At 36.5% G+C, this 26,296-nt stretch carries 22 protein-coding genes, 1 tRNA gene, 1 pseudogene and 1 riboswitch; of the genes and pseudogenes, 17 read left to right on the top strand and 7 right to left on the bottom strand.

The window, feature by feature from the left end; genetic code table 11:
* Positions 1 to 11: 11 nt before the first annotated feature.
* The 7 genes from L1994_RS01545 to L1994_RS01515 all read left to right on the top strand — a co-directional run bounded on the left by L1994_RS01545 (position 12) and on the right by L1994_RS01515 (position 8,729).
* Complete coding sequence (locus L1994_RS01545; RefSeq protein ID WP_278099943.1) at positions 12 to 734, top strand: glycosyltransferase; 723 nt, start codon at positions 12 to 14, stop codon at positions 732 to 734.
* Positions 735 to 864: 130 nt separating this feature from the next.
* On the top strand, positions 865 to 1,908 hold the full coding sequence (locus L1994_RS01540; RefSeq protein ID WP_278099942.1) for an HD domain-containing protein: 1,044 nt from the start codon (positions 865 to 867) through the stop codon (positions 1,906 to 1,908).
* 327 nt (positions 1,909 to 2,235) lie between these two features.
* The gene (locus tag L1994_RS01535) at positions 2,236 to 2,808 is read left to right on the top strand and encodes a YIP1 family protein (protein ID WP_278099941.1); all 573 of its coding nucleotides are present in this window, start codon (positions 2,236 to 2,238) and stop codon (positions 2,806 to 2,808) included.
* 637 nt (positions 2,809 to 3,445) lie between these two features.
* A complete protein-coding gene (locus tag L1994_RS01530) occupies positions 3,446 to 5,467 on the top strand; it encodes a beta-propeller domain-containing protein (protein ID WP_278099940.1) in 2,022 nt (673 codons plus the stop codon).
* Positions 5,468 to 5,785: 318 nt separating this feature from the next.
* A riboswitch (TPP riboswitch) is annotated at positions 5,786 to 5,900 on the top strand.
* A 42-nt stretch (positions 5,901 to 5,942) separates the two neighbouring features.
* A complete protein-coding gene (locus tag L1994_RS01525; RefSeq protein WP_278099939.1) occupies positions 5,943 to 6,731 on the top strand; it encodes a sulfide-dependent adenosine diphosphate thiazole synthase in 789 nt (262 codons plus the stop codon).
* Complete coding sequence (gene thiE / locus L1994_RS01520) at positions 6,718 to 7,347, top strand: thiamine phosphate synthase (protein WP_278099938.1); 630 nt, start codon at positions 6,718 to 6,720, stop codon at positions 7,345 to 7,347. The genes L1994_RS01525 and thiE overlap by 14 nt, the downstream gene beginning before the upstream one ends.
* A 446-nt stretch (positions 7,348 to 7,793) precedes the next feature.
* Positions 7,794 to 8,729: a hypothetical protein gene (locus L1994_RS01515; protein WP_278099937.1), complete on the top strand. Its 936-nt coding sequence runs from the start codon at positions 7,794 to 7,796 to the stop codon at positions 8,727 to 8,729.
* A 194-nt stretch (positions 8,730 to 8,923) separates the two neighbouring features.
* Here L1994_RS01515 and hisD read toward each other — a convergent pair whose 3' ends face one another.
* Entirely contained in the window at positions 8,924 to 10,171 is a 1,248-nt protein-coding gene (gene hisD, locus L1994_RS01510) for a histidinol dehydrogenase (RefSeq protein ID WP_278100861.1), read from the bottom strand.
* A gap of 205 nt (positions 10,172 to 10,376) precedes the next feature.
* Between hisD and modA the strand changes: the two genes are divergently transcribed.
* Together modA and L1994_RS01500 are read left to right on the top strand one after the other, a co-directional pair.
* Positions 10,377 to 11,201, top strand: a complete 825-nt coding sequence (modA, locus tag L1994_RS01505; RefSeq protein WP_278099936.1) for a molybdate ABC transporter substrate-binding protein — start codon at positions 10,377 to 10,379, stop codon at positions 11,199 to 11,201.
* A 192-nt stretch (positions 11,202 to 11,393) separates the two neighbouring features.
* Positions 11,394 to 11,666 (top strand): annotated as a pseudogene (locus tag L1994_RS01500) (DUF4277 domain-containing protein); the annotation flags it as partial.
* Between the two features lie 130 nt (positions 11,667 to 11,796).
* On the opposite strand, the gene L1994_RS01495 reads toward L1994_RS01500, so the two are convergent.
* The gene (locus L1994_RS01495) at positions 11,797 to 12,174 is read right to left on the bottom strand and encodes a response regulator (protein WP_278099935.1); all 378 of its coding nucleotides are present in this window, start codon (positions 12,172 to 12,174) and stop codon (positions 11,797 to 11,799) included.
* A gap of 287 nt (positions 12,175 to 12,461) precedes the next feature.
* Between L1994_RS01495 and L1994_RS01490 the strand changes: the two genes are divergently transcribed.
* From L1994_RS01490 to L1994_RS01470, 5 genes are all read left to right on the top strand, one after another.
* Positions 12,462 to 12,638: a hypothetical protein gene (locus L1994_RS01490; RefSeq protein WP_278099934.1), complete on the top strand. Its 177-nt coding sequence runs from the start codon at positions 12,462 to 12,464 to the stop codon at positions 12,636 to 12,638.
* Positions 12,639 to 12,664: 26 nt separating this feature from the next.
* The gene (locus L1994_RS01485) at positions 12,665 to 12,847 is read left to right on the top strand and encodes a hypothetical protein (RefSeq protein ID WP_278099933.1); all 183 of its coding nucleotides are present in this window, start codon (positions 12,665 to 12,667) and stop codon (positions 12,845 to 12,847) included.
* Between the two features lie 179 nt (positions 12,848 to 13,026).
* Positions 13,027 to 13,803, top strand: coding sequence for an MBL fold metallo-hydrolase (locus tag L1994_RS01480; protein ID WP_278099932.1), 777 nt, complete (start codon positions 13,027 to 13,029; stop codon positions 13,801 to 13,803).
* Between the two features lie 44 nt (positions 13,804 to 13,847).
* On the top strand, positions 13,848 to 15,482 hold the full coding sequence (locus L1994_RS01475; protein ID WP_278099931.1) for an ATP-dependent DNA ligase: 1,635 nt from the start codon (positions 13,848 to 13,850) through the stop codon (positions 15,480 to 15,482).
* Between the two features lie 101 nt (positions 15,483 to 15,583).
* Positions 15,584 to 16,420, top strand: coding sequence for a hypothetical protein (locus tag L1994_RS01470; protein ID WP_278099930.1), 837 nt, complete (start codon positions 15,584 to 15,586; stop codon positions 16,418 to 16,420).
* 164 nt (positions 16,421 to 16,584) lie between these two features.
* Here the strand turns inward: L1994_RS01470 and L1994_RS01465 are convergent, their stop codons facing one another.
* The 5 genes from L1994_RS01465 to L1994_RS01445 all read right to left on the bottom strand — a co-directional run bounded on the left by L1994_RS01465 (position 16,585) and on the right by L1994_RS01445 (position 21,133).
* Entirely contained in the window at positions 16,585 to 17,748 is a 1,164-nt protein-coding gene (locus L1994_RS01465; RefSeq protein WP_278099929.1) for a hypothetical protein, read from the bottom strand.
* 108 nt (positions 17,749 to 17,856) lie between these two features.
* Positions 17,857 to 18,528: a hypothetical protein gene (locus L1994_RS01460; protein WP_278099928.1), complete on the bottom strand. Its 672-nt coding sequence runs from the start codon at positions 18,526 to 18,528 to the stop codon at positions 17,857 to 17,859.
* A gap of 96 nt (positions 18,529 to 18,624) precedes the next feature.
* The gene (locus L1994_RS01455) at positions 18,625 to 19,725 is read right to left on the bottom strand and encodes a glycosyltransferase (RefSeq protein ID WP_278099927.1); all 1,101 of its coding nucleotides are present in this window, start codon (positions 19,723 to 19,725) and stop codon (positions 18,625 to 18,627) included.
* Positions 19,726 to 19,952: 227 nt separating this feature from the next.
* Positions 19,953 to 20,026, bottom strand: a tRNA-Val gene (locus L1994_RS01450).
* Positions 20,027 to 20,347: 321 nt separating this feature from the next.
* On the bottom strand, positions 20,348 to 21,133 hold the full coding sequence (locus tag L1994_RS01445; protein ID WP_422656666.1) for a winged helix-turn-helix transcriptional regulator: 786 nt from the start codon (positions 21,131 to 21,133) through the stop codon (positions 20,348 to 20,350).
* 1,138 nt (positions 21,134 to 22,271) lie between these two features.
* Here L1994_RS01445 and L1994_RS01440 point away from each other — a divergent pair.
* Genes L1994_RS01440 through L1994_RS01430 form a run of 3 tightly spaced genes read left to right on the top strand, consistent with a single transcriptional unit; the run spans position 22,272 to position 26,256 of the window.
* The gene (locus L1994_RS01440; protein ID WP_278099925.1) at positions 22,272 to 23,708 is read left to right on the top strand and encodes a hypothetical protein; all 1,437 of its coding nucleotides are present in this window, start codon (positions 22,272 to 22,274) and stop codon (positions 23,706 to 23,708) included.
* A gap of 2 nt (positions 23,709 to 23,710) precedes the next feature.
* Complete coding sequence (locus tag L1994_RS01435; RefSeq protein WP_278099924.1) at positions 23,711 to 24,883, top strand: hypothetical protein; 1,173 nt, start codon at positions 23,711 to 23,713, stop codon at positions 24,881 to 24,883.
* Positions 24,880 to 26,256 (top strand): TolB-like translocation protein, encoded by a 1,377-nt coding sequence (locus L1994_RS01430; protein WP_278099923.1) that lies wholly within the window; start codon positions 24,880 to 24,882, stop codon positions 26,254 to 26,256. Before L1994_RS01435 ends, L1994_RS01430 begins: the two co-directional genes overlap by 4 nt.
* Positions 26,257 to 26,296 lie beyond the last annotated feature (40 nt).

The raw sequence follows: 26,296 nt of genomic DNA, 5'->3' as shown, positions 1-26,296 counted from the left end.
CGAAACTTTAAATGAACAAAATATCCGGCGAAAACTGCACTTTAATAGTGCCGGCCTACAATGAAGAGAGAAGAATCAGGTCATTTCTCTCAGAAATTAAATCATACAGTGGACCTTTAATTTTTGTATGTGATGGCAGTGATAAAACAGCAGAGATAGTTAAGAACTTCGCAGAAAAAGAGGATTTTCTGAAAATAAAAATTATTGACTTTCAAAGCCGCCTTGGAAAGGGAGGCGGAATCATTGAAGGTATAAAAGCATGCGATACAGATTATGTCGGGTTTACAGACGCTGACGGTTCTACTCCGGTTTCAGAAATAAACCGTCTTTTTTCATATCTTTTGAATTATGATTGTGTAATAGGTTCAAGATGGCTCAAAGGGGCTGAAATCAAAAAAAAGCAACCTTTTGCAAGACTCTTTCAAAGCAGACTTTTTAACATATATGTCAGACTGCTCTTTGGGCTGAAATTTTATGATACGCAATGTGGCGCAAAAGTATTCAGAAAAAATGCAGTTGATGCTGTTTTGCCGGATATAACATCTTATGGTTTTGAATTTGATGTCGAGGTTTTGCATCTTCTTCTAAAGAGGGGGTTTTTGGTAGAGGAAGTTCCAATCAAATGGAATGACACAGATGAATCGCATGTAAAAAGCCGGGATGGCATAGGAATGCTTTTAAATCTGTTGAAAATAAGATTTAATCAAAAAAGAAATGATAAAACAACCAGATAATCATAAACTGTATCTGAATCAACTAAAAAAACAACATAAATCAAAAAAAAATCATGTAAGTAAAATCCCAATTTTCATAGCAGATGAAAAGAAAAATGAAATCAAACCTAATCAGAAAGGGGTGTGTGGATTGATAAAAAAAATATATGTAAACTCTATAATCCCAAAGATGGCTGTTGATTCAGCTTTTTTAATTGAAAATCCGACACTTAGGACAGGAAAGAACAATAAATACATTGCATGCAGTATCTCAGACAATACCGGAAAAATATCGTGCAAAATCTGGGGGCAGTATAATTCAGGAGCATGTGACATAGAAGAGGTCTTTAATGCACTTGCAGAAAACGAAGGGCAGATATTCAGAATATCAGGAAAGGCTGACAAATACAACAACGACTTAAATATCAATGTAAATGACGGGATAGAATACCTGAAAAATCCGGTTGACATAAAAAAAATTACACCTTCTGATTACATCTATTCTCCTGCCAATATTAAGGAAAACCGGGATAAAATTTTAAAGCTTTGTGAATCGGTAAAGAACCGGGGGTTAAAAGATCTTTTACAGACAGTAATTAAAAAATCAGAAGGCTTTTTTGAAAAACCTGCGGCAAAGTCAAGGCACCATGACTATACAGGAGGTCTTTGTGAACACACCCTGGAAGTTGCAGAGATTTCACTTTCGATTGGAAGAAACCTTGCAGGTATAAATTTAAATTATGATATTTTAATTGCAGGCGCAATTTTGCATGATATTGGCAAATGCCAGTCCTTTGATAAAAAAGGTCTTTATTATGCACCAAATCCATCATACTCACTATTAGGACATATTACTCCTGCCATGCAGACACTTTCGAGATATAGAGCATTTGTTGACGAAGGCACCTATCTTGAACTTTTACATATTATTCAGTCACATCACGGTGAACATGGTGAAACAAGGCCTCAGACACCTGAAGCATGGATTGTTCATTTCGCAGACAATATCAGCGCAACACTCCATGAGATTTCAGAAGATTTAAAACCGGCTGAAAGGGGTGAACTTTTATGGGGAAAAAGAATGGATGGTTTTGTTTTTAAGTCAGATTCATATGAGGAAAACTCTGAAAAGGTTAATTCTTCTGAAAGCTCCAAAAAAGACATGACAACTCTGGACTGCTTCAATAGTGAATAATATTTAGAAGAAATACTAAAATCTCTGTTTTTTCCGGAAAAATCGCCCTGAAAATTTATTCTTTAAAAAAACGTCCATGAAATTCTATTTCATGCACGGTTTCATGTAAGTTACGAAGTAACTTTCATGTGAAACGCACATGATGAGCTTTTTTCATCACACAAAAATTGATGAAAGTCTATCAGGGATTTTAGACTTTCATAACAAATCACATTTCAATGATAACTATTGAATGATAATGCAATCAGGTAAACGCTCCAGGTCAGAATTTCCGATTTAAAACTGATGTAATATATAGTCCTGAAAAAGATAATTATGCAGATTCATATGGATTTTTTTGAGGCAGGAAAAATAAGTTTTTCATACATTTCTTCCGATGTCATGGGAATTATTAAAAGACCTGTTAAAACACTTCGTGAAATTCGCAACCGGAAAATTTCAGACGTTCTTGTATTTATTTTTTCAACGGGAATATTTTATTCAGTACTTTTAAGCATCGTTATATTCTGTAATCTGGATATATTCTACTCTTATGAATTTCTAAACTTTGCAAAACCATATCTTTGGATTCTAATAATTTATGGACTTGTTATTGCAGATGTTTTCTTAAACACCTTATTCATTCACGTTTTTGTAATAATTGTCGAGGGCAAAAACGGTCTTTTTGAAACACTGAAATCTGTTTCATATTCATCTGTACCAACACTCATTCTGGGCTGGATTCCGATAATCGGAATAATAACAACAGTATGGGCACTTGTTTTGCAGACGATTGCAATAAGAGAACTTCATGAAATATCAACAGGACGTGCAGTTATTGCAATGATACTTCCATATATCATATTCATTTGCCTGTTTGTTTCACTCTTTTTCATACCTGCACCTTTTCCAATTTTTTAGCTGGAAAAAAAGAGATTTTAAATTTCTTCAGGGTCAATTTTAGGGCATATCAAGGAGCCTGATTTAATATTCAGGAAAAATTCTTTACTTTTTTCTTTTATTCAGTCTAATTACTACGATTTCTTTTTCATTCTTATTTTTCATTCTTATTTTTCATTCTTATTTTTCATTCTTATTTTTCATTCTTATTTTTCATTCTTATTTTTCATTCTTATTTTTCATTCTTATTTTTCATTCTTATTTTTCATTCTTATTTTTCATTCTTATTTTTCATTCTTATTTTTCATTCTTATTTTTCATTCTTATTTTTCATTCTTATTTTTCATTCTTATTTTTCATTCTTATTTTTCATTCCTTTTTTCCCATTCTTCTTATATTCATTGTTTTTTATAACTTCAAAAAATTCCGCAGTTAAAGCAGTCATTATAATCATTCAGAACAAAAAACAACCATTTGATAATTTATAACAGCCTGCTGTTAACAGGAGTTTAAACTAAGATTATACTGGTCATACTAAGGTTATACTAAGGTTATACTAAGGTTATACTAAGGTCATACTAAGGTTATACTAAGGTTATACTAAGGTTATACTAAGGTCAAACTAACGCAGGGAATAAATTATTCAGGATGTGGTAAAATGAAATTTGACGGCATAAATATACTTATTTTTCTTATTGCGGCAGGATGTATTGTAGTTTTAGGAATATTTGCATACACTATTATGACAGGTTTTTTTGATGAACAAAAACAGCCTGACGGGATAATAAAGATAACGTCCGGTGATGAACTGAAAAGTTTTCTCAAAGCACATCAAAAAACCTACGAATATTCTGTTGTAGATGAAGCAATGGATTTGGTCTTCGGCCTTGGAATGAGTAAATCTGCAGATCGGGAGAATATATTCTCGCCGGAAACAGGTCTGACAGGGCAGATGCCTCAAATGCCGATGCCGACAGCGGTACCGACCTCTGCATCTTCTGCATCTGACTACTCAGAGACAAATATACAGGTGAAAGGCGTTGATGAGGCAGATTTTGTTAAAAATGATGGAAAATACATATACATGGTAAAAGGCAATAATCTGATGATTATCGATGCATACCCGGCAGAAGAGGCAGAAATTATCTTCGAAGATAAAATAGAGGGATACAGCACTTCAGCACTTTTTTTATACAATAACAGACTTGTAGTTTTTTCCACAGGCTATGAAGACGAATGGACAACACCTGAAATTAGTTCAGCACCGGTTCCGGTAACAATTCAGATTACTTATGCAAAGGTGTATGACATCTCCGACAGGAAAAATCCTGAACTTATAAGAACGCTAAAACTCCCCGGCTTTTATGAGGACTCCAGGATGATTGACAATTATATTTATGCAATCTCAAAAAACTCAGTTTCAAGCGACAGTGACGTAATAATGCCGGTTGTCAGGCAAAACGGAGATGTTATTTCAAAGCCTGAAATCTGGTGTCCGCCTGTTTACGAATACAACTTTGTTCTTCATACAGTGACATCCTTTAATATCAATTCTGACGACGATTTACAATCAGAGGCATTTCTGACAGGAAGAGATAACACCCTCTATGTATCAAAGGACAACATCTTCATGGCATATGAAAGATACCTCCCTTCAAACAACAGATATTCAATAACAAAAGATAGTGAAATATCATCTGATAATGAAAGGCAAAATACCGTTATACACCGCTTTTCAATAGACAGAGGAGATATAAAATATAAAGCTACAGGAACAGTTCCGGGAAGTCTTTTGAATCAGTGGTCGCTTGATGAATACAACAAAAATTTAAGGGTTGCAACGACAATCAACAGTTATTCAGCCAATGAATATTACATGTACAACTGCGTTTATGTGCTTGACGATTCTTTAAACATCATCGGAAGACTTGAGCACATCGCACCTGATGAGAAGATTTACTCTGCAAGATTCACAGGCAGTCTCCTCTATCTTGTAACTTTCAAGCAGATTGATCCGTTCTTTGTTATCGATCTTTCAAACCCGAAACAGCCGGGAATTTTAGGTGAATTAAAGATTCCGGGATACTCTGATTATCTGCATCCTTACGATGAAAACCACATAATAGGTATTGGAAAATCAACATCGGAAAACAAGTGGGGCGGAGTTACAACAGAAGGATTAAAAATTGCCCTCTTTGATGTGACTGATTTAAACAATCCTGTTCTTAATGATGAGTTAATTATTGGAGAAGCTGGAACAGACTCTGAAGTTTTATCAGATCACAAGGCGTTTTTGTTTGACTATGAAAAAAATATACTCGTTTTGCCTGTAGATGAAATAACAAAAATTCCTGTAGAAGACAGTCGTTATGAAAACTCATATTCAAGGGGAAGATGGAACGGCGTTTATGTTTTGGGCATAAATTCTGATTATTCCTTCACAATTAAGGGAAAGGTCAAACATGAGGGATTTGATTCCGACAGGTACTGGTACCCTTCAGATTCTGTTAAACGCTCGATTTTTATGGACGATAATTTATACACAATATCAGACTACAAAATAGTGATATCTAATCTAAGTAACTTAGGCGATGCAATAAAATCGATTGAAATACAGAAAAAACCAACAGAACCCCCTTATTACCCCTACAATCATCCTGAATTAATGATTGGTATATGAGACAGATTCTAAATTAATAATCAAAGCTGAATAATAAAATACAAGCTGTTTTTTTATTTTTTGGTTTTTGTAAATATATCTTATTTTGCTATAAAAATCACTTTGCTATAAAAATCACTTTGTGATTTACATGAAACTGTTGCATGAAACCTTAGTTTCATTAACGTTTTTTTTATTTTTTGGTTAATTTTTTTAATTTTGCTTAATTTCTTAATTTTTTCCTGTTTCCTGTTTTTTTTCTGTTTTCTTTTTTCTGTTTTCTTTTTTCATTTCTACCTGACACTTTTTCCTTCGCAGATTCAATATATTATGAAGACTGAAACTATAACGGGGTGCTGTTAAATCTGAATTATTTCAGATGAAAACGGCTGAGATTATACCCATTAACCTGATCCGGGTAATGCCGGCGTAGGGATTTATTTTTCCTGATTTGCCAGTAAGCATTATCCACCCGGTTTCGGGAGGATTACTTAAAATGGAGTTAAACACAACAAAAGCAATCACAGATTCCTGGTTTTACAGACTAAGGGAAAATCTTTCTATTGACGTTGCAATTGCAGGAACAGGACCTTCAGGACTTATTGCCGCACTAAGAATTGCACAGGCGGGATTTAAGGTTTCAATGTTTGAGAGCAAACTTGCACCTGGAGGCGGAATGTGGGGCGGCGCTATGCTTTTTTCATCAGTTGCAATCCAGACAGATGCTGTCAGAATCTTAGATGAACTTGAAATAAAATACCAAAGTTATGAAAACAATGACTATGAAGGACTTGTTACATGCGATAGTGTTCTTGCAACATCTGCTCTTATTTATCACGCTTCAAAGGCAGGAGTGGTTATACATAATGGAATGAGCGTTGAAGATGTGGTCTTCAAAAACAATCAGGTAGCAGGAGTTGTTGTAAACTGGGGATCAGTTGTAAGAGAAGGGCTTCATGTAGACCCTCTTTCAGTCAGATCAAAAATTGTTGTTGATGCAACAGGCCATCCCTGTGAGATTGCAGAAACGGTTGCAAACAAAAACAACATAAAACTCAATACACCTTCAGGAAAAGTATTGGGAGAGCGTTCCATGGATGCAGACAAAGGTGAGGCTGAAACTGTTGAAAATACAAAAGAGATATTCCCCGGTCTTTATGTCTGCGGAATGGCCGCCAACGGAGTTTCAGGCTCGCCACGAATGGGTCCTATATTTGGGGGCATGCTTCTTTCAGGCGAAAAGGCGGCTAAATTAATTATTGAGGAGCTTAATGACAAAAAATAATTTTGGACTTTATCTTATAATCACAAACCCTTCTTTACCATATAAAGAGATTGCAAAAACGGCTGTCAAATACAAAATAAAATATCTTCAGCTTCGTGAAAAAGATTTGTCAGACAGAGAAATTCTAAAAGCGGCCGCTGAAATAATCTCTGTAACAAGAGGCACAGATACAAAATTTGTCATGAATGATCGTGCAGATCTTGCATTTTTGTCCGGCGCGGACTGTCTGCATCTGGGGCAGGATGATGTATGCCTATCTGATGCAAAAAAAATATGCAAAGGAAAAGTTTGTGAATTTGGTCTTTCGACACATAACATAGAACAGGTCAAAGATGCAGTGAAACAAAACCCGGACTATATCGGATTTGGCCCAATTTTTAAGACACCAACTAAAAAAAAGCCTGACCCTGTTACAGGTACTGAAAAAATAAAAGATGTTTTGGCAATTGCAGGGGATATTCCGGTTGTTGCAATCGGCGGTATAAATAAGGAAAATATCCAATCTGTCCTTAATGCCGGTGCAAAAAATGTCTGCATGGTCAGATATTTTATGGATACTTCTGATTTGGATGAGAGAATTTCAGATACTCTTTCAATTCTTAGAAAACATTCATGATAATTTTTTTCATGAAAACACTTTCATGTAAATTAGAAATTAATTTTCATGTAAATAACAATTATTTTGAAAATACCAGAGAGATAAGGATTATTTCCAAAATTATATCAGGAGTGTTTTCTGAAACTTTGACTTTCATGTCAAACCCTCATGATGAATGCGTTTTTTATCACACAAAAGGAATGAAAATCTTTCTGGAATCTGACTTTCATGTCAAACCCTCATGATGAATGCGTTTTTTATCACACAAAAGGAATGAAAATCTTTCTGGAATCTGACTTTCATGTTAAACGCACATGATGAGCTTTTTTAATCACACAAAAAAGTGATGAAATTTTATCAGGAATTTTGACTTTCATAACAAATCAGATTTGATTTTTCACAATATATTCCAGATTTACATTTTAGAACAATTTATACTTCTTTGAAACAAGTAACTTTTAACAATGCCATCTGTTTCAGATTATATCAAACTGTCTGCCGATGAGACCATAATTAAGGAATACAGAGGTTTTGAGATGCTTAAACCGCAAAAAGCCTCGCTACATATCGCGGTCACCTCAAAGCGCCTTATATTTTACGGCCTTACAAAAGCGGCATCAAAGATGAACAGGCCGTCTCTGACACAGGAGATAAAAATTGAGGACATTCGCGGTCTTGAAATCTATGAGAAGAGAACAGGAAACAAAATTCTTTTTGCTTTTGGAGCACTTGTATTTCTGGCAGGCCTTTTTGGAATTTACAGCCCGACAACATCCCTGTTCTTCAAAATTAATCAGGCTCTTGGAAATCAGCTTTACGGAGGACTTTTAGTCTCGCTTGCAGGTCTGATTTTTATTTTAATTTCATTTGTTGCAGGCCCAAAAGTGACTGCAATCCTTCTCAAAGGCAAAAATGAAAATTTAAATGCCGGACTTTTGCAGGAAAAAACCATAATTAAATGGGGAAGAGAATCCCAGCGGATTCTCTGCGAGCTTGGATCAGTAATTCTTGACATCCAGGATAAAGGAAAGGTAAGGGGAGTTTTAACCGGCGTTTACAATTCAGACACTGATTATGACTCTTATGAAAACACATCATATGAAAAATCAGCAGGATATGATGATTATCAGGATAATGACTATGATGAGGTTTTTGAAGAAAAAGATGATTTTAAATCTGATAATACAACTGAAAATAAAACTGAAACTTCTGTAAAAGAAGAAATAGTGATAGAAGAAATGGAAGAAAAAACTGTAAAAGAAGAGAAAGATTACTCTGATGTTTCAGACATTTCTGATATTTCAAACGATATTTCAAATATTCCTGCTACCCCGATAGAAGAACAGGAGATTGGAAAAGCTCTTGGTACGGGAAATAAACGGGATGATTATCTCTTCTAATAAATTAATTTATATTTTTCTAATCTGAATAATTTTTCTAATCTGAAGAAAATAAACCTAAAAAATTGTTTTTTTTTGTGATTTTTTGATTTTGTGATTGCTTCTCTTGTCCTTTTGTTAATTGTAATTTTATTCCCGCTAGCTCATTATGGTTATTTTATTACCATTAGCTTATTACCGGCATCTTATTATCGTTATCTTCTTCTGATTCTGACCGATTCTGCATGTGCAAAAAGACCCTCGGCTTCGGCAAGAGTCTCAACAATATCTCCAATCTCTTCAAGTCCGTCTCTGTCAATTATCTGAACGGTAGATGTCTTTGTAAAATGGCTCACATTAAGGCCGGAGTAAACTTTTGAGTATCCGGCTGTTGGAAGAACATGATTTGTACCTGAGGCATAATCGCCGCATGCAACCGGCGCATACGGCCCGACAAATATCGACCCTGCGTTTTTTACCTTGTTTAAGACATAAAGAGAGTCATATACCTGAATTGACAAATGTTCCGGTGCGATTTCATCAGTTACAGAGATTGCATCCTCTAATGTATCGCAGATAATAAAACCTGAGTTTAAAAGTGCTTTTTGTATAATTTCCTTTCTTGGCGCTTTTTCAAACTGTTTTTTTACCTCTTCAGACACCTTTTCTGCAAGACTCTTTTTGGTGGTAACAAGTACACATGCGGCGTTTGGATCATGTTCTGCCTGCGCTAAAATATCAGCGGCAATAAAGGCAGGATTTGCGGATGAATCAGCAATTATTCCAATCTCAGACGGGCCTGCCGGAAAGTCAATCTCTGCGTATTCACGAAGCATCATCTTGGCTGCTGTAACAAATACATTGCCCGGGCCTACAATTTTATCAACCGGCTTTACTGATTCTGTTCCAAGCGCCATTGCGGCAACTGCCTGTGCTCCTCCTGTTTTGTATATTTCAGAAACTCCTGCAATATCAAAGCCTACAAGTGTCAAAGGGTTTACAGGCGGAGGTGTGCATGCACATATTTCAGAAACACCTGCAACTCTTGCAGGAATTACAGTCATTAGTGCAGTTGAAGGATAAGATGCACGCCCGCCTGGGATATAGCATCCAACCCTGAAAAGAGGTGTTGTCTTTACACCCAGAGTAAGGCCAAAGGCAACATTTCTAAGCCATAGATCATCTTTCTTCTGATATTCATGAAATTCTGTTATTCTGGCCTCTGCCTCTATTAAACTTTCAACAAGCCTCATGTCAACATTTTCATAAGAATCCTCTATCTCATCTTCTGTTACACGAAGTTCTGAAAGCTCAACGTTATCAAACTTTTTTGCATATTCAAAAAGCGCAGAATCACCATTTTCCCTGACATTATTGATTATTTCAGAGACACTGTCAGATACATCTGAAAATCCACTTCTCCGTTTGGCAACCCAATTCCTGACATCCAGCTCTTTTAACATATAAACCTGTAGATTCTTTTGAGCCAAAACAGAATTAAAGTTTGCAAAAACATCAGATACCAATAACAAAAAAAACTTCATGCATAATTTCCCTGTTGCCTGAATTTTCCCAGAGATGGTGTTAACTATACTTAGTTAATATAATGATATATTCATCACATAAAATATAAAACCTCAATAATAGAGATAGTTAAACATACATTTTATGAAAACTGGTGGTTATCTCTCATTACTATTAATTCTGTTATTTGCAGTCTTTTTATGCGGATGTGTTGCAGAGGACGGCAATACAGGTAAAACAACAAATGAAAACGGCATAGTCTCTGAAAATGAAGAATTAATTATCTACTGCGGTGCAGGGATGAAAAAGCCAATGGAAGATATAGGAAAGGGCTTTACAGAAAAAACAGGCATTCCTGTAACATACAATTATGCAGGCTCAGGACAGCTTTTGGCTCAGATGGAACTTTCCCAAAAAGGCGATATCTACATGCCCGGTGCAACAACTGACTTTGAAGTGGCAAAAGAGAAAGGCTACATCTTAGATGAGGCTCTTGTTGCATATCACGTGCCTGTCATTGCAACTCCAAAAGGAAATCCGGCAGGCATAAACTCTCTTGAGGACATGGGAAAAGCAGGAGTCAGAGTTTCAATGGGTGAACCTGACAGTATGGCTCTTGGAATAATTGCAAAAAAAATATTTGAAAAAAATGGCGTTAAAGATAAAATTCTGCCAAATGTTGTTGTGGAAAGAGCAACTGTCAACGAAATTGTAACAGATATCGTTCTTGAAAATGCAGACGCCGCAATTATATGGGAGGATCTCTACAACCCTGAAAAAATGGATATAGTATATATTCCTGAAAAAGACAATCTGATTAAAATAATTCCAATAGGATCATTATCCTTCTCCAAAAACCCTGACTCCGCAAAGGAATTTGTCGAATATGTCTCATCCAGTAACGGTGGAAAAGCAATCTTTAAAAATTGTGGATTTACTCCCTATAATGATGAGAAAACCGATAACTAACATTTTTAGTTTTTTCGAATTTTTACAGGCAAATAATTATCCGGTTGTGCACATTTCGATTCTTATGTGTACAATCAATAATGTAAATTAAAATCGATTTAAACAATATACTCTCACCATCCGCACCATTTCAAACCATATTTTTAAATTTCGACCGCAAGATCTTTGTACTTTGAGGAAATAACGTATAATATGCCTTCAATAGATGGATTCATAGAGGGTTCAAACACATCACTTGCTCATTATGGTCTTGTTGCCGGTGCTTATGACAAGCTTGAAATCGGTGAGCTCATCGACGAACTTATTCCTAAAACAAAATCACACATTGTCACTCATGGTCAGATTGTAAAATCACTTGTTATTAACGGTCTGGCATTCATTGACAGGCGGCTTTATCTTCATCCTGTGTTCTTCAAAGACGTTCCAACAGAGCGTTTCTTTGGTAAAGGGATTGAACCCGGGCATTCATGAAAAAAACCGCATGATGAGCGTTTTCATACTAAAATGATGAAAAACTTATTTTTGGAATCCTAAATTTCATAGCAGTCACAGCTTTATTATAATAAAAACTCAGGGATTTCCGGCCCTCTTTTTATTAGCGCCTGCTTATTGCACCCATAACAGCACTTTTAAGTTCATTCTCATGAAAAGGCTTGACAAGATATCCAGAAGGATTTATCTTTTTGCAACGGTCAATTGTTGCAGAATCACTATATGCTGTTACAAAAATTACAGAAGCGTTGCAGATTTCTTTTATTGCCGATGCGGTTTCAATTCCGTCACGTGTTCCGTTTATTCTTATATCCATCAAAACCAGATCAGGAGATTTTTCGCCTGCAATTTTTACGGCATCATTGTAATTAGAGGCTGTACCTAAGACATCACAGCCATATCTTATCATAAGCTCCCGCACAGACATTGCAAGAACAGCTTCATCCTCAACAATGAGAACTTTTGGTTTATCAGGATTCATACTGTTTAACAAAAATTTTAAAAACTCAAAGATGCTGTTTAAATAAAAATATTCCATTGAAATTTGATAACTATATGAAATAGTGCATCAGCATATAAATTATGAACATTTTTTTTATAATATCCTATTTGCTTAACCGGATATATAATCTATTGCCGTTATTTTGCAGGCAGTCATATTTTAGTTTTATTGCTGTCATTTTTTTGATTATTGCTTTAAATTTCGCAATTCATGTATTATGAAAAGGTTTTTATAAACAAATGCCATATTAAAAGACAGGGGAATTTATGCTTGATGTGCTGCTTGGAGTGGTAATTGTTCTTTTCTGCTCGATAATCGGTATTGTTTCAGGCTATACTGTTATGAATTTTTACTTTAGAAAGCGCTTCATGACAGCCGCAGAAAAATGCCGTGACGACGACTCATTTGAACCGTTTATTATGGAAATGGAGGAGATTTCCTAATAATTTATTGGGGGAGGCTTGGTAAAATGACTGATCTTATAGGAATTGTTTTTCTTGCAATTGTGACATTGTGCTTTGGCTTTTTAGTCGGATTTCAGATGGCACATATAAGATACAACAAAAGACTTGCAAAATATATCAGAAGGTGCATTCATTCAGGAACAATTGCGCCTATACTTGTTGCAATTGAGAAATACGGAAAAAAATAATTCTTTTAATTACGTTTCTAAACGAAAATCCGGTAGTGGTTTAATTAATTTCATCTGATTTCTTTCATGAATTAAACTCTTATCAGCCGGTATTAAATCATCTTTTACTTATATTTTAATAAAGCCCGCCTCCGGCAGAGAGTAAATACATTTACTTATAAAAGCCTAACATATCTGCAATGAAAGTAACAGTCCTTGCAAGCGGAAGCAAGGGAAACTGCACATATATAGAGGGCGACAGTGGTGCTCTTTTAATTGACGCAGGTCTGAGTGGAAAAGAAACTTTGAAGAGACTGGAGATTGCCGGTGGAAATCCCGACCTTATCTCAGGAATTTTAGTTACGCATGAACACACTGATCACATAAAAGGTCTTGATGTTCTTGCAAGAAAGCTCGATGTTCCGATTTTTGCAACTCAGGGAACATTATGGCAGTTTGAAGAGAAAAGAACGTCAGATAAAGAGATTAAGATGTGTGTATGCAAAAAAGGGGAGGTTTTTGAAGTCGCAGGTTTTCTAAGCGAACCTTTTTCAACATATCATGACGCATGCGATCCCTGTGGATTTATAATATCTGAGAACGGCTCAAAGCTCGGATTTTGTACAGATACCGGCCAGATTTCAGAGAAGATGGCATCTGCATTAAGATGCTGTGATGGGGTAATTCTTGAAAGTAACCACTGCCCGCATATGCTTGAGACAGGGCCATATCCACAATTTTTAAAAGAGAGGATAAGAGACATAAAACGCGGTCACCTGTCAAACACTTCTGCGTCTGAATTCATTCAAAAAACAGACGGAGATGTTGAAAAAATCATTCTTGCCCACTTAAGCGAAGAGAACAACACTCCTGAAAAAGCGCTTTCGTCAGCAAGAAACAGTGCAGGTCTTTTCTCAAAAAAAACAACAATTGAAGTCTCTTTACAATGCACTGCCTGTAATACAATGACGATATAAAAACCATAAAATGAGGATATAAAAACCATAAAATGAGGATATAAATGCTTTTTAACGAATTTTCAGAGATCTGTGAAAACATAGAGGAGACATCAGGAAGGCTTGACTCAATAGACATAATCGCAGGAGTGCTTCCCGGCTTAAGCGTGGAGGAACTGCCTGTTTTTGTCAGATTTTTAATGGGCAGAATTTTCCCGGATTATAGTCCGGAAAAGATTGGAATCGGGCCTAATCTTGTTTATGAGGCGGTCGCATATGTTGTCGGGCGAAACAGAGACGCCGTTATTAAAAAAATTAACTCCGGTGGTGACGCAGGACGGGCAATTGAAAACCTTCTTGCAAAGAAAGAACAGACATCATTTTTCTCCGAGTCTTTGGATCTTTTGGAAGTCTTCAGAGACTTTCACTACATATCAGGGGTTTTGGGAAACAGCTCGCAAAAAGAGAAGCTCAAAGTCTTAAAGAGATTGTTTTCAAATGCAAATCCAAAAGAGGCAAGGTATATATCAAGACTAATATTAGGAGAGCTTCGAATCGGAGTTGGTGAGGGAAACATAAGAGATGCAATTGCAAAAGCTTTTTCAGTTTCTTCAAATGCGGTAGAACACGCATATCAGGCATCAAATGATCTGGGAAACGTTGCAGTTCTTGCAGGAAAAGGCGAGGTGGCTTTGTGGAAGGTCAAAGTAGAACTCTTCCGGCCTGTCAAAATGATGCTTGCAAAACAGGGCACAATTGCAGATATGATCGCAGAAAACGGACATATTGCCGCAGAATACAAATATGACGGAACAAGATTTCAGTTTCACAAAAAGGGAAATGAGTGCAGGATTTACTCAAGAAAACTTGAGGATGTAACCAATGCAATCCCGGATGTTGCTGAAATGCTAATTAACGCATCAGAACACGACATAATTCTTGACGGAGAAGTAATTGCAGTTGACGGTGAAAGACCACTTCCGTTTCAGTACGTTTTAAGAAGATTTCGCAGGAAGCATGATATTGCAAGCCATGTTGAAAGCATAAAGCTTGTTCCAAACATATTTGACATTATTTCAATTGATAATGAAACACTGATAGATGAACCCTTCTCAAAAAGAAGAGAAATCCTCGAAGAGTCAATTGAAAGCTATGTTGCACCGCAGATTGTCTCAGACGATATTGATTATATTGAATCATTCTACAAAAAGGCATTAGAAGACGGGCATGAAGGAATAATGGTTAAGTCTTTAACTGCACATTACACTCCGGGTGTTCGCGGAAAGGAATGGATTAAGATAAAACCCGCTGTTGATACAATAGACTTAGCAGTAATCGGTGCCGAATGGGGAGAAGGAAAAAGAGCTAAGATGTTTGGATCGTTTCTTCTTGCATGTCAGGATGAGACCGGCACATTACTTCCTGTCTCAAAGGTTGCAACGGGAATTTCAGATGAGATGCTCTCAGTATTATACAGTCTTTTAAAAGACTCGGTCATATTAGAGGCGAAAAACACAGTTTCTTTTGAACCGGAGTTAGTATTTGAAGTGGGATATGCCGAGATTCAAAAAAGCCCTACATACAAGGCAGGCTATGCCCTTCGATTCCCAAGATTCATCAGGCTTCGTGATGACAAAAGAATAGATGAAATTGAGACTATATCTTCAATTGAAGAAAGGTTCAAAAACCAGTCTTCCTGATAACAAAAAACCTGATAAGTTTATCAGGAATCTCAACTTTTATAGCAAATAAGCGCTTTTATATACAATCATCATCTTCTTTCTATTCAGGAGTAATATCCATGGACATGAGAAATAATTTATTTCCGGCGGCAATTTTTTTTACAGCTCTTTTATTTATTTTTTCGCCGGCAGGCGCAGTAATATTAGAGGCTAATGGTATGGGAAAGATCTCTGATATTAACGTTTCAGAAAAAACAATCACTGTTTATTCAGAGTATCAGTTTGCAACATCTTATTCGGGCTCAACTCCTCTTTCCGAGTGGATAGCGTCTGATGCAGGCAATGTTACAGGCGTTGTTCCTGACATCTCCGCTTTTGATACATTCAGTGTCGGAGATCCTGTAAGATTCATTATCCTTGGTGGTAGCGGAGGAACATATCTTGGCATTGCAAAGATTACAGAACTATCAGGAAAAGCAAAAGTTACAGATTTAACAGGCGATCCTGAAAGAGAAGTATTCAAACCGCTTGCAGGGGATTATATCCTTAAAACAAGCCCGGTTCCAAACTGTGCAGAATGTCTCGGAACGGTATGCACTGCAAGTTCGGCAGATGTAACTGTTATCAGGTCAGGAGAAACACTGACAAATTCTGGCCTTCTTCCGGGAGAATCTTATGAATACACTACACAAAATCCAAAAGACTTTGACATCTCTGTTAAATTTATAAAAGGTGAATCTCCGTCAGACATCTGCAAATCAACAGGCTCTTTTGGAAAAATGACAGGTCCTCAGGCAGTTTCTGTCTATGAAATCCACATCTCACCAGGTGTGTTGCCGACAGCTGAAGAGACAAAACAGCCATCACCGTCTGCAACAGAGGCCACACCGGGTTTTGGTTTTGTTACAGCTCTTTTTGCCGCACTTGGAACAGCTTTTTTTATTAGAAGAAGCTGAAGAAGAAGCTTACAAAAAAACGTCCATGAAATTATATTTCATGCACGGTTTCATGTAAGTTACGAAGTAACTTTCATGTAAAATCAATTTTTTTAATATTAGAGTTGGAATTTTTTATTTACAGTCGAAATTTATATAGTGGAAATTATCATTATCAAAGATTATTAAAAGTCGAAAATGGTTTTTTGTGTCTTTATTTCGTTTAGAAGAGCTCCGTGCGAGAGCCAGTTGTCACTTCCAAGAAGTTTTGTAACATATGCACAGGCCTCGTCTGCATTTTCAAATTTAACATGCGGATTTTTCATTGCAAGACGGGTTGCCTCTCTTATCACCCATGTACCTAAAGGCGCCCAGTAATCTTTGGTCACTCTTCTTACAAGAATTATCCTGGCTGAACGGCGGATTCCATGCAGGTACTCCAAAACTCCAAGCCTTGCGGAGTAGTATGCACCGGATATTGGTGAATACTTGGATTTTCTCTTCTCACTCTCACCATCTGCAACAATTACATCACAATCTCCTGACCAGAGACTGTTCTTCTCCCACATCTCAATCATCTCGTATTTGTAGCTTCCGGGAATCATCATACATATAATCTGGTTTGCATGAAGAATTCCTGAAAAAACCATAACATCAGAGATGTGAGGGTACTTTGAAACCTCTTTTTTAAGAAGGTTTGAAATTGTGTCGTCAATTGCTGTAATTCCCCATTTTGTCGGAACATATCTTCTTTTCTTTTCAGTTCCTATGAGACCTGCAGAAAGAACATTTTGTATGTGATGAACGTCAATTCCACCCCTGTAAAGCTCAAACATCCCCTCTGTTGCACAAAGATCTGTATCAGATGTAATTTTATCAACAATTCTTGGAACAAAAGCGTTATCCAAAACATCCATCTTTTTGATGTCCCCCGAAAGTCCGACAGGTGCAAGTGTTCCGTCAAACCGGAGAGAAAAATTTACAGGTTTTTGAAATGATACCTCAACATCAACCGGCTTTTGGGATAATGCAATCTCCTGAACAGAATCTGCTTTTTTGGAAAGAATTTTTGCGCCTCTGATAGTCCTTGACCGAAGAGATACAATATCATCAATTGAGTAATTACTCTTTATCCAGTCTTCAGGATTGTCGTTTTCACTTATCATCAAAGGTCCGCCTGACATATTCGGATAATTATAGCTTCCAACAAAAACAGACGGACTTTCTCCCATATAGCTGTCAACCGGCTTTGTTTTGGTTTTGGCATAAAAGCGGCTTATAACAGGGCACCTTTTAAGACCGCAAAAACCTCTTCCTTTGCACTCAACACATAAATTTGCCCTGTTCATTTCAAGCCCTCTTTTTAAAATAATAATCGTCTGTTTGAATTTACTGTTATTTTTGCATTCTTAAGCTATATTAAAAAAATATTTTATCTGATTCCTTCCTAGAGCTTATCACAGTGTTATTGTATAATCACCAATACTGTATTTGAGATCAGCACCGGCAGTCTGCCAGCCTGACTGCGGACCCTTCAGCATGAGCTTAACTGTATTTGTATAGCTGTTGCTTTTCGATGTCAGAAAAGACCATTTATTCTCACCCTTAGCAGAAATTATTATCTCAACAATGGCATCTTCCCGGGCATCATATTTTGCATAGATGTAAGTATCATATACTGCACTGTCCATTCCCGTTGAAATACTGTTTACAGGTGAAAGTATCGCTGAATTTTTAAGAGGCTCTCTTGTATCAATAAGGCTGCCTGCCCCCGCAACTCCGCCAAAAATTGCATTTTCAAGCGTTTCCGCTGAAACTTTAAGCATCATGCTTTCTTTTGCACCAAACAATTCATATTTCAGGTTCTCAGGCCCGTACCCGTTTTTGTCAATAATACTTACACCAACAAGAGAATCCTCCTTATATGACGGAATCGGTAAAAATAAAGTTAGATTTGATATCTCTGATGATGCCTTTATTCCGACATCATAACTGTAAGTGCTGTCCGGGACAATTCCAAGAACAGTAAATCCGGCAGGATATAAAAATCCGGCGATTGTCATGAATGCGAATATAAATACCACAAGTCCTGCGATAATAAGACCTAAAACTTTAGCTGTACTTTGCATAATTAAAACCTGCAATTCAATTTTTGTTATTGTAAGCAAAAAGCCTTCCATAGAAAAATTAAAAGTTATATATTTAGGGAGGTTTTCAGGTCTTTATCAGGCCCTTTTTTGTCCAATTTCTTCAATTAATTTAAGGGCATTGAGCCTTCCATCCTCTTCCTTAAAAAGAGGTGTCATGTTAGGAGGCTTTAATGTCAGTGCTTCGTCTATTGCATCGCTTAAGCGTTTTTTTGTCACCCGGTCACCCGGAATCATGATACCGGCGCCGATTTCCTCAATTTTACGCCCGTTGTTCCACTGTTCCGGATGATATGGATCAATTATCATAACGCATGGTTTGTTGAAGATTAATGATTCATGAAGAGATGTAAGACCGCCGTGCATTATAGTGAGCCTTGAGTTTGCCATGTGATTTAATATATCAGGCACATATCCGTGTGGTTTGAAGTTTTTTGTCTCTGAAGGAAGGCCTGATGTTGTTGAAAAAACCTCAAACTTTTGAAACGGCCTTTCGTCAGCAATTTCTTTTAGCATCTCATACATAGGAAGCTTAAAAGGCTCACCTCCAAAGCTTGCAAAGATTGTTTCTGATACAAAATTATACTCTGCCGGGTTTACATCCATTATCGGGCCAATAAATTTGTATCTGTCCCTGTCTTCATGCTTTATATCAAGATTGTATCCGCTTACAGTATTAGGAGGAGAAAAATCAGGTACTAAAACATTATCAGGAAGTGAGAGATATTTTTCAACAACACTGCTTAAAATATTCCAGTGCTTTGAATTCTGATCACTTGCAGACGCAAATTTGTTCTGGTTTGTAATAAAAAGAGAAGAGACACCCTGTATTTTTGCGGCAGAAACTGCGGCATACATTGTATCTGAAATTACCAGGTCAATTGAATTTTCAACAATCAGACTTCTGATATGTTTAAGTGATCTTGCAAGAGCGACCATTATTCCCTTTGATGACCACATCGTCCTGGAAAGGCTGAAATAACCTCCGTCACCCTCAAGCATGACTTCCCTGTATGTTTCAGTCACGCTGAATATGCCCTGATTTTTTATGAACTCATATGCCTTACCATATGATGCGAAAAGACATACATGACCAAATCTTTCAAGGTAACGTGCAAGTTTGGTTGAGCGGGAGGCATGACCCAGCCCTTCTCCGCATACTACTAAAAGTATTCTCATACGAGTCCTCACTTAAGAACAGAATATCGGTATTCAAATTATATTCAGATATATCTGCTCTTATCTTCATTATATCTTTAGAACTATTCAGGCATTAGTCTTTTTTGTTATTTCTCTGCAGAGAGGTGAAAAAAAAGGCCAGATTATAAAGAACATATCCGGCTGCGCAAAAATCAGCAACTAAAAAACAAACAACTTACTTAAATATATTAAATTAATCAGAATAGTGGGCTCGTTGAGATTTGAACTCAAGACCTCCGCCGTGTCAAGGCGACGTCATAACCAGCTAGACCACAAGCCCCTTTATTATCACCGTAGTGCTCTATTAGATATGTTGTTTGACTTATAAAAACAATTCTCTTTGACATCGGGTTGTCCGATTTTTTACGATCATTCAGCCCTGTTTCCAGATGAAAATTCGGATTAAACGCCGGAAGATAAAGAGGATATTATCACTTATGAGGTAGGGGATATTAAAAACTAATCAGGGGTTTAATAAAAAATCCTTTGATTACTGTTTTTCAACAAGCCTTCCAAAAATTTTGAATTTCAGCCTTTTATCATGTTTTTGCATTTTACATCTTTATAATAGACTTTATCCCATCTTAAATTATTAAATAATTTATTTTGAAGAGCTTTTAGCCCTGCCCAAATCATACTGGCATACAGTCTGCCGGCAGGCATACATATCGTTTGCATATGCAGAGAAACTTTCAGTAGTTAATTTATCCATCATTTTTACAGCAGACGGTGAAAGACGGTAACTGGCAACACGACCGCATTTTGTTGAAAGAAGCACTCCTGCAACAGATAATCTTCCCATGTGCCATGAAACCGTAGAACACGTTGTTTGCACTTTCTCCGCGATATCATTTCTGGATGCACCGGGAGTCTTTAAAAGATATTCACAGATTGTGTAACTGGTTTCGCTTTTAAGACTGACAATTATTACCATCTCAGAATGTGTGTAGCAACCGGAATTTTCAAAATAAAAATTCCTGCCATTTTTTAATAAAGATACAATTAAATGCTCCTGTTTAAGTATTCTGATATGGTAGTTAAGAGTCCCTCTGTTTATCTGCAATGCATTTTCGATTTCTGTAAAGTACGCTCCAGGATTCTGAACAATATAGACATATATTTCATTTCGAAAATTGTTGTTAAGAATACTCTTTTTATCAATTCTCCGAAAATTAAGAGCTGTCAGCCCAAAACCGGCAAAAAATATTTCAGCCGCCAATAAAAATGCAGGGGATATCAGCGCAAGTGAAACAAACAGAATTGCCAGAGGAGGAATTTCCAGGAATTCAGCAGGAACAGGTGCTTTTGGTTCACTTACAGGAGGTGCCTCATCCCACCCGTTTACAGAATATGAAAACGGATTTGCGCATACAGGATAAACAAACATCAAAAATGCGATAATTATTGCTGTAATTATTAGAGAATATCTACATATTGTCAGAATATTTCCTCCGTTAGTTTTAATGTTTTTATTTATTTTATATAAGAATTCTGTGAGAAAAATTGAAACATTTTGTTTTTTAATCTTATTATTGGTTAAAAATCCTTTTTGTTATTTTTTTAATTTGCTAAACCAGTTAGAAAAAAGTATTGAGAATATTTTGCATGTGAAATGATATTCACCTTTTTCATCAGGACCTGGCATGAAAACTGTTGTTTTCATACATGCCTCTTTAATTTTATCTGGTTGTGCTAATTTTTATCTGGTTGTGCTAATTTTTATCTGGTTGTGCTAATTTTTATCTGGTTGTGCTAATTTTTATCTGGTTGTGCTAATTTCAGATGGTTTTACTGGATTGGCAATATTTTTCTGGTGATTTATGATTTTATATTTTATTATGTCTTTTTTAAATTTCTAAAAATCCGGTTGTGAAACCGGAAATGTCACATTGAATTCAGTATTATTTTTGATTCTTTCTGGTCAATTGCCTGACTGTAAGATTTGCTATGAAAGTCAAAATCCCTGATAGACTTATCATCACTTTTTGTGTGATGAAAAAAGCTCATCATGTACGTTTGCTATGAAAGTCAAAATTCCTGATAAACTTTCATCACTTTTTGTGTGATGAAAAACGCTCATCATGGGGCCTTTACATGAAAGTTACTCTGTAACTTACATGAAACTGTTGCATGAAAAAAATTATCATGGACGTTTTTATGGACAATCTCTCATATATTTCCAGATCAGGACTTTTTTTAAAATCATCATTTTAATTTCCCCCGCCTTTATCTGCACCTCCTTTTTTTAAAAAATATTCTCATAATATAATAAGTGATTTCTGTGAGAAAGCTCTCCATAAATACAGAAAATTCACCTGATGAAAAATAATCCTGTGAAAAAAACCAAAAAAACACCACAGGATAAGATAAATCAACTCAAAATCAGAATTCATTTATATGCATAAATTAATTTTCTGTTTGAAATAAAGACTACCAATCTGTCAGGCAAACAGGTATTTTGCACAGACAAATATATTCACGACGAACAATCTCACAGAAATCACTTACATAGGTGACTCAAAAGAATGCTTTGCAAAAAAAATAAAAAAGAGATTGAGAAAATGAACAGAATAAAAATATGGATAACAAGCATTCTTTTGATATCAGTGTGTCTGCTGATTTGTGGTTTTCCGGCATCAGCGGATGATAAAATAACCTTGATGCGCCCCATACCGGATGAATTATCACAAAACGACACACTGGAAATTTTTTATAAATCATCCTACTCGGAAGGATCATTTATAAGTTATAATTTTACCCTTGACACTCCATATCCTCACAGAGGCAAAATAAGTGGAAAGGTAAGCACAGGAAGCGGTAGCACTAGTGGCGGCAGTACATTTGCACATTATACTAAAATATCTCTGGGAAATTTTATCCCCGGAGACTGGAATCTGACAATATGGGAGGAGAGCAACTCTGACAAGGCATATTCAAAGATAATTCATATTTATCCGGCCGGGATGGAGCCCAAAGATGAGCCGGTCCCGCCTGACTTCTGCAACAGCGGATACAAAAATCTCCGCCAGAATTTCAAACTGAGTCCTGAACCGGATGCAACAGGAGGTATTTTTGCTAAAGGCCAGCCACTTTATCTTGCCGGTACAGGACTTTCAGGCACAAAAACAGGAGTCTGGATATACCAGGAAACTGACGAAAACAAAGAGGCACATTTCAAAGCCCTTTCTACAGACTGCAATGGGGAAATTATGGGCAACGGAGAGATATTGTCGGCCTTTAACTCATACAATATGCCATCAGGCAGATACTGTGTATATACAGTCTCCGGAGATTTTGAATATACAGACAAAGAAATAATTCCTTCAACTTATACTGAGCTTGAAAATGCAATATTGCAGGACAGAGATCTGCAGTACCAGAAATTTACTTTCTTTGCAGAAGAGCCTGAAATTTCAATTACTAATAACATTCCAAAAGAAATTCAAATTGGCACACAACTTAAAATTGACGGAAAAACGAATCTTAAATCAGGCGCAATTCTTGAAATTGTTGTAAGCTCATCAGCTGTTGATTATGATTCATACCAGGGAATAATTGTTCTTCAAACAGAAGTATTCCCATACAATAACAAAAACAGATGGGAATCTGTGATTGATACATCTCTTCTCGGACCCGGAGAATATACAATATCAATTGAGAGTCCTGAAGGTCTTGGTCAGGACAGCATAACAGTGAATACTTATAATCAGGTTTACAGCGTTTCAGATTCATCAAAAGATGTGTTATCAAAGATTACTTACGATGTCGATAAAAGTACTAAAAGCCTGAAAGATAAAACACAGATTCAAAACATTAAGGATTATTCAGCTGATCATAGCTACGATTTTGCACAGGATTATATTAGAATATTAACATGCAATGAAATCCCAAAAACAACATTTTCTGGTCTAAAAGAAAACATCTTGCCATCAATATCACTGATTATGACAGGAGGGCTGTAAATATGGCACTTTCAGTATACAAAGAACCAAAGTATTACAGTGAAATCCATCTGCAAATTATACAAACAATCAAAAAATACTACATAAATAAAGATAACAAAAAACCGGTCTTCAAAAAAAGCTGCTCACTTCAGATTATTGCTATCGCAGTATTAATACTCTTTATTTTTTCAGCATCACCTGTTTTGGCAGGAAATGCTTCAGAAAATTCAGATTACTTTGCAAAAGAACGGTATGTATCTCCCAGTTTTGATATGGATCTGGAATTATCCCCAGTCTCAATATATGGAGGAACTCTTGCAAAGGATCAGCCGCTTTATCTTTCAGGAACAGGAGCGCCTGATTCAGAAATAGGTGTGTGGTTCTATAAGGAAAGTATGGGGGTCGTTGATAAAAACCGGTTTGTTAAATTTCAGACAGATGAAAACGGAGATATTTTAGGTGACGGTGTCATCCTTGACAAAACAAAATCGCACAAACTCTTCTCCGGCAAATATTATACATACATTGTCGGAGGTGATTCTGAATTTATAAACAGCGGATATTTTCCCGACACAAATACAGAATTTGAAATAGAACTGGCAAAAAAAGAGGCCAAAAACCCGTATATGAAAATAATGCTCCTTGCAGAAGTCCCGTGGATACGGTTTGACACTAAAACATTCCCGGATATTACAACCGGCACATCCCTGAAACTTTCAGGAACAACAAATCTTGGAGAAAATACAAGGCTTATTATTTCAATTGAGCCCACAGCTCCAGATGAGCCGTTCTTTAAGGATCAGATTATTGAAGATACAAAGGTTGAAAGCGGCGGTGATTATTATGCATGGAAAAAGGAGATTTTTACAGACGAACTTGCCCCTGGCGAATACTTAATCACAGTAGAGGCTGCTGATGCAGATGCATCTGCTTTCAATACATTTTCAGTTTACGATGAGGCATATTCTGCAAATACAGCAGATGACAGCCTTTTGGTAAAATCATATATGGTTGATGACGAAACAAAAAGCCTTTTGGAAGATGCCGGATCTCAAGAAGAAGACACAATAAAAACGGACGTATCAGCCCCTGTAAATCAAAGCCCGCCAAGCACAGGCCTTTTGATACTTGAAACAGCCCTGATTACAGGGGTACTTGGCTTTGCAATTAAAAAAAGGGAGAATAAAAAATGAAATTATATTTATTGCCCCTTTTTCTGGCAGTTTCATTAATTGCTACGCCATGTTTTGCGCAGGATATACCAGATGCCGAATTTATTGCCAAGGGTGATGCGGCAAGATATGATGCAATCGCCTTTAAGGACAATGTTGTTGCCTGGATAGAATATGAACAGGATGAAAACAACATGCTTGCAAGTTCAATTCACAAATACAATATCTCAACAGGTATGCAGGAAATTGTAATTGCTGATCCTTCAGGTAAATTCAGTCTTGACTTCTCAGGTGACAGTTATGTATGGTCTGATAATCGTGCAGTCTATCTTTATGACGAGTCTGATGGCAAAATAACCTTTTTATATACCAAAAATCCTCAGCATTCACCAGTGATTGACGGAGATATTATTGTATGGGTTGAGGATATTGATGAGAAGAGATCTACTCTTAAGATGTATGACATAAAAACGGGCGAATACTCAGCTCTTCGTAGAAACACATTTTATGACTCATACTCCCATCCGGCAATATCAAATGGAAAAATTGTGTATATCTGGGAAGACATCATTGAAAATAAACGGGAATTACGCCTTTATGATAATACCCAAAAAAATACCCTAGAGTTTTCTGTAGATGTTCCTGACGTTCATTACTCACCTGTAATAGACAAAGACACCATAGTCTGGACCGGAATGCATGAAGGGTATTATACAACATTCATGTATGATATTAATACTAAAGAATCCAGACCTGTCGATTTTACAGAATCTGCCCAGCTATGCCCGGATGTTTCAGGAGATAATATTGTATGGCTTGATTTTGGACCTTATCCTTCTAACCTGCCATGGGGAGGAAATGTATATTTGCACAACACAAAAACCGGAACAACAGAGAAAATATCAAAAGACCATAAACAGGATTACCCAAAGGTTTCCGGAGATTATGTTGTCTGGCTCGACAATTGGGGAAAAGGACATGACATTTACCTCTATAATTTTTTAAATAAAGGGAGAGATTTTTTGAGTCACGGCAATGCAGATGACAACAGTTCTGCACCAACTCCTCTCCCCCCTCCTGAAACCAAGGTTCGTTTTTACAGCACAATATTAAATGGTGAAACTGACTGGTATTCACTTACTCCTTCAGGCAGTTCACAACTATCTTTTGAACTCCGGTGGGATAATAATGATACAGAATTATCAATGTCGGTTGTAAGTCCGTCAGGAACATTCTGGCACTTTTCTGATATGGACGATGAAAAAGATGACAGTGCAGTCAGAATGACTATTTTAAAAGCAGAAAGTAATTTTATGGACAACGGCAAATGGACCATTGCCGTATCCGGAGCAGATGTAAAATCCGAAACAGACTATGATATCTGCTGGTACTAAAAAACAACAAATATATTATCTGAATTGTAATGTCAGATTA

It is taken from the genome of Methanomicrobium antiquum (assembly GCF_029633915.1).
Lineage (GTDB): Archaea > Halobacteriota > Methanomicrobia > Methanomicrobiales > Methanomicrobiaceae > Methanomicrobium > Methanomicrobium antiquum.
Note: the sequence above shows the minus strand (reverse complement) of the source record. Positions and strands in the feature narration are given on the sequence as shown.

Bases quoted from the DNA above. Each gene is read 5' to 3' on its own strand.
- L1994_RS01545 (WP_278099943.1), top strand. From the start codon at position 12: ATGAACAAAATATCCGGCGAAAACTGCACTTTAATAGTGCCGGCCTAC.
- L1994_RS01535 (WP_278099941.1), top strand. From the start codon at position 2,236: ATGGATTTTTTTGAGGCAGGAAAAATAAGTTTTTCATACATTTCTTCC.
- L1994_RS01530 (WP_278099940.1), top strand. From the start codon at position 3,446: ATGAAATTTGACGGCATAAATATACTTATTTTTCTTATTGCGGCAGGA.
- L1994_RS01525 (WP_278099939.1), top strand. From the start codon at position 5,943: ATGGAGTTAAACACAACAAAAGCAATCACAGATTCCTGGTTTTACAGA.
- thiE (WP_278099938.1), top strand. From the start codon at position 6,718: ATGACAAAAAATAATTTTGGACTTTATCTTATAATCACAAACCCTTCT.
- L1994_RS01515 (WP_278099937.1), top strand. From the start codon at position 7,794: ATGCCATCTGTTTCAGATTATATCAAACTGTCTGCCGATGAGACCATA.
- hisD (WP_278100861.1), bottom strand. From the start codon at position 10,171: ATGTTAAAAGAGCTGGATGTCAGGAATTGGGTTGCCAAACGGAGAAGT.
- modA (WP_278099936.1), top strand. From the start codon at position 10,377: ATGAAAACTGGTGGTTATCTCTCATTACTATTAATTCTGTTATTTGCA.
- L1994_RS01495 (WP_278099935.1), bottom strand. From the start codon at position 12,174: ATGAATCCTGATAAACCAAAAGTTCTCATTGTTGAGGATGAAGCTGTT.
- L1994_RS01490 (WP_278099934.1), top strand. From the start codon at position 12,462: ATGCTTGATGTGCTGCTTGGAGTGGTAATTGTTCTTTTCTGCTCGATA.
- L1994_RS01485 (WP_278099933.1), top strand. From the start codon at position 12,665: ATGACTGATCTTATAGGAATTGTTTTTCTTGCAATTGTGACATTGTGC.
- L1994_RS01480 (WP_278099932.1), top strand. From the start codon at position 13,027: ATGAAAGTAACAGTCCTTGCAAGCGGAAGCAAGGGAAACTGCACATAT.
- L1994_RS01475 (WP_278099931.1), top strand. From the start codon at position 13,848: ATGCTTTTTAACGAATTTTCAGAGATCTGTGAAAACATAGAGGAGACA.
- L1994_RS01470 (WP_278099930.1), top strand. From the start codon at position 15,584: ATGGACATGAGAAATAATTTATTTCCGGCGGCAATTTTTTTTACAGCT.
- L1994_RS01465 (WP_278099929.1), bottom strand. From the start codon at position 17,748: ATGAACAGGGCAAATTTATGTGTTGAGTGCAAAGGAAGAGGTTTTTGC.
- L1994_RS01460 (WP_278099928.1), bottom strand. From the start codon at position 18,528: ATGCAAAGTACAGCTAAAGTTTTAGGTCTTATTATCGCAGGACTTGTG.
- L1994_RS01455 (WP_278099927.1), bottom strand. From the start codon at position 19,725: ATGAGAATACTTTTAGTAGTATGCGGAGAAGGGCTGGGTCATGCCTCC.
- L1994_RS01445 (WP_422656666.1), bottom strand. From the start codon at position 21,133: ATGTTTGTTTATCCTGTATGCGCAAATCCGTTTTCATATTCTGTAAAC.
- L1994_RS01440 (WP_278099925.1), top strand. From the start codon at position 22,272: ATGCTTTGCAAAAAAAATAAAAAAGAGATTGAGAAAATGAACAGAATA.
- L1994_RS01435 (WP_278099924.1), top strand. From the start codon at position 23,711: ATGGCACTTTCAGTATACAAAGAACCAAAGTATTACAGTGAAATCCAT.
- L1994_RS01430 (WP_278099923.1), top strand. From the start codon at position 24,880: ATGAAATTATATTTATTGCCCCTTTTTCTGGCAGTTTCATTAATTGCT.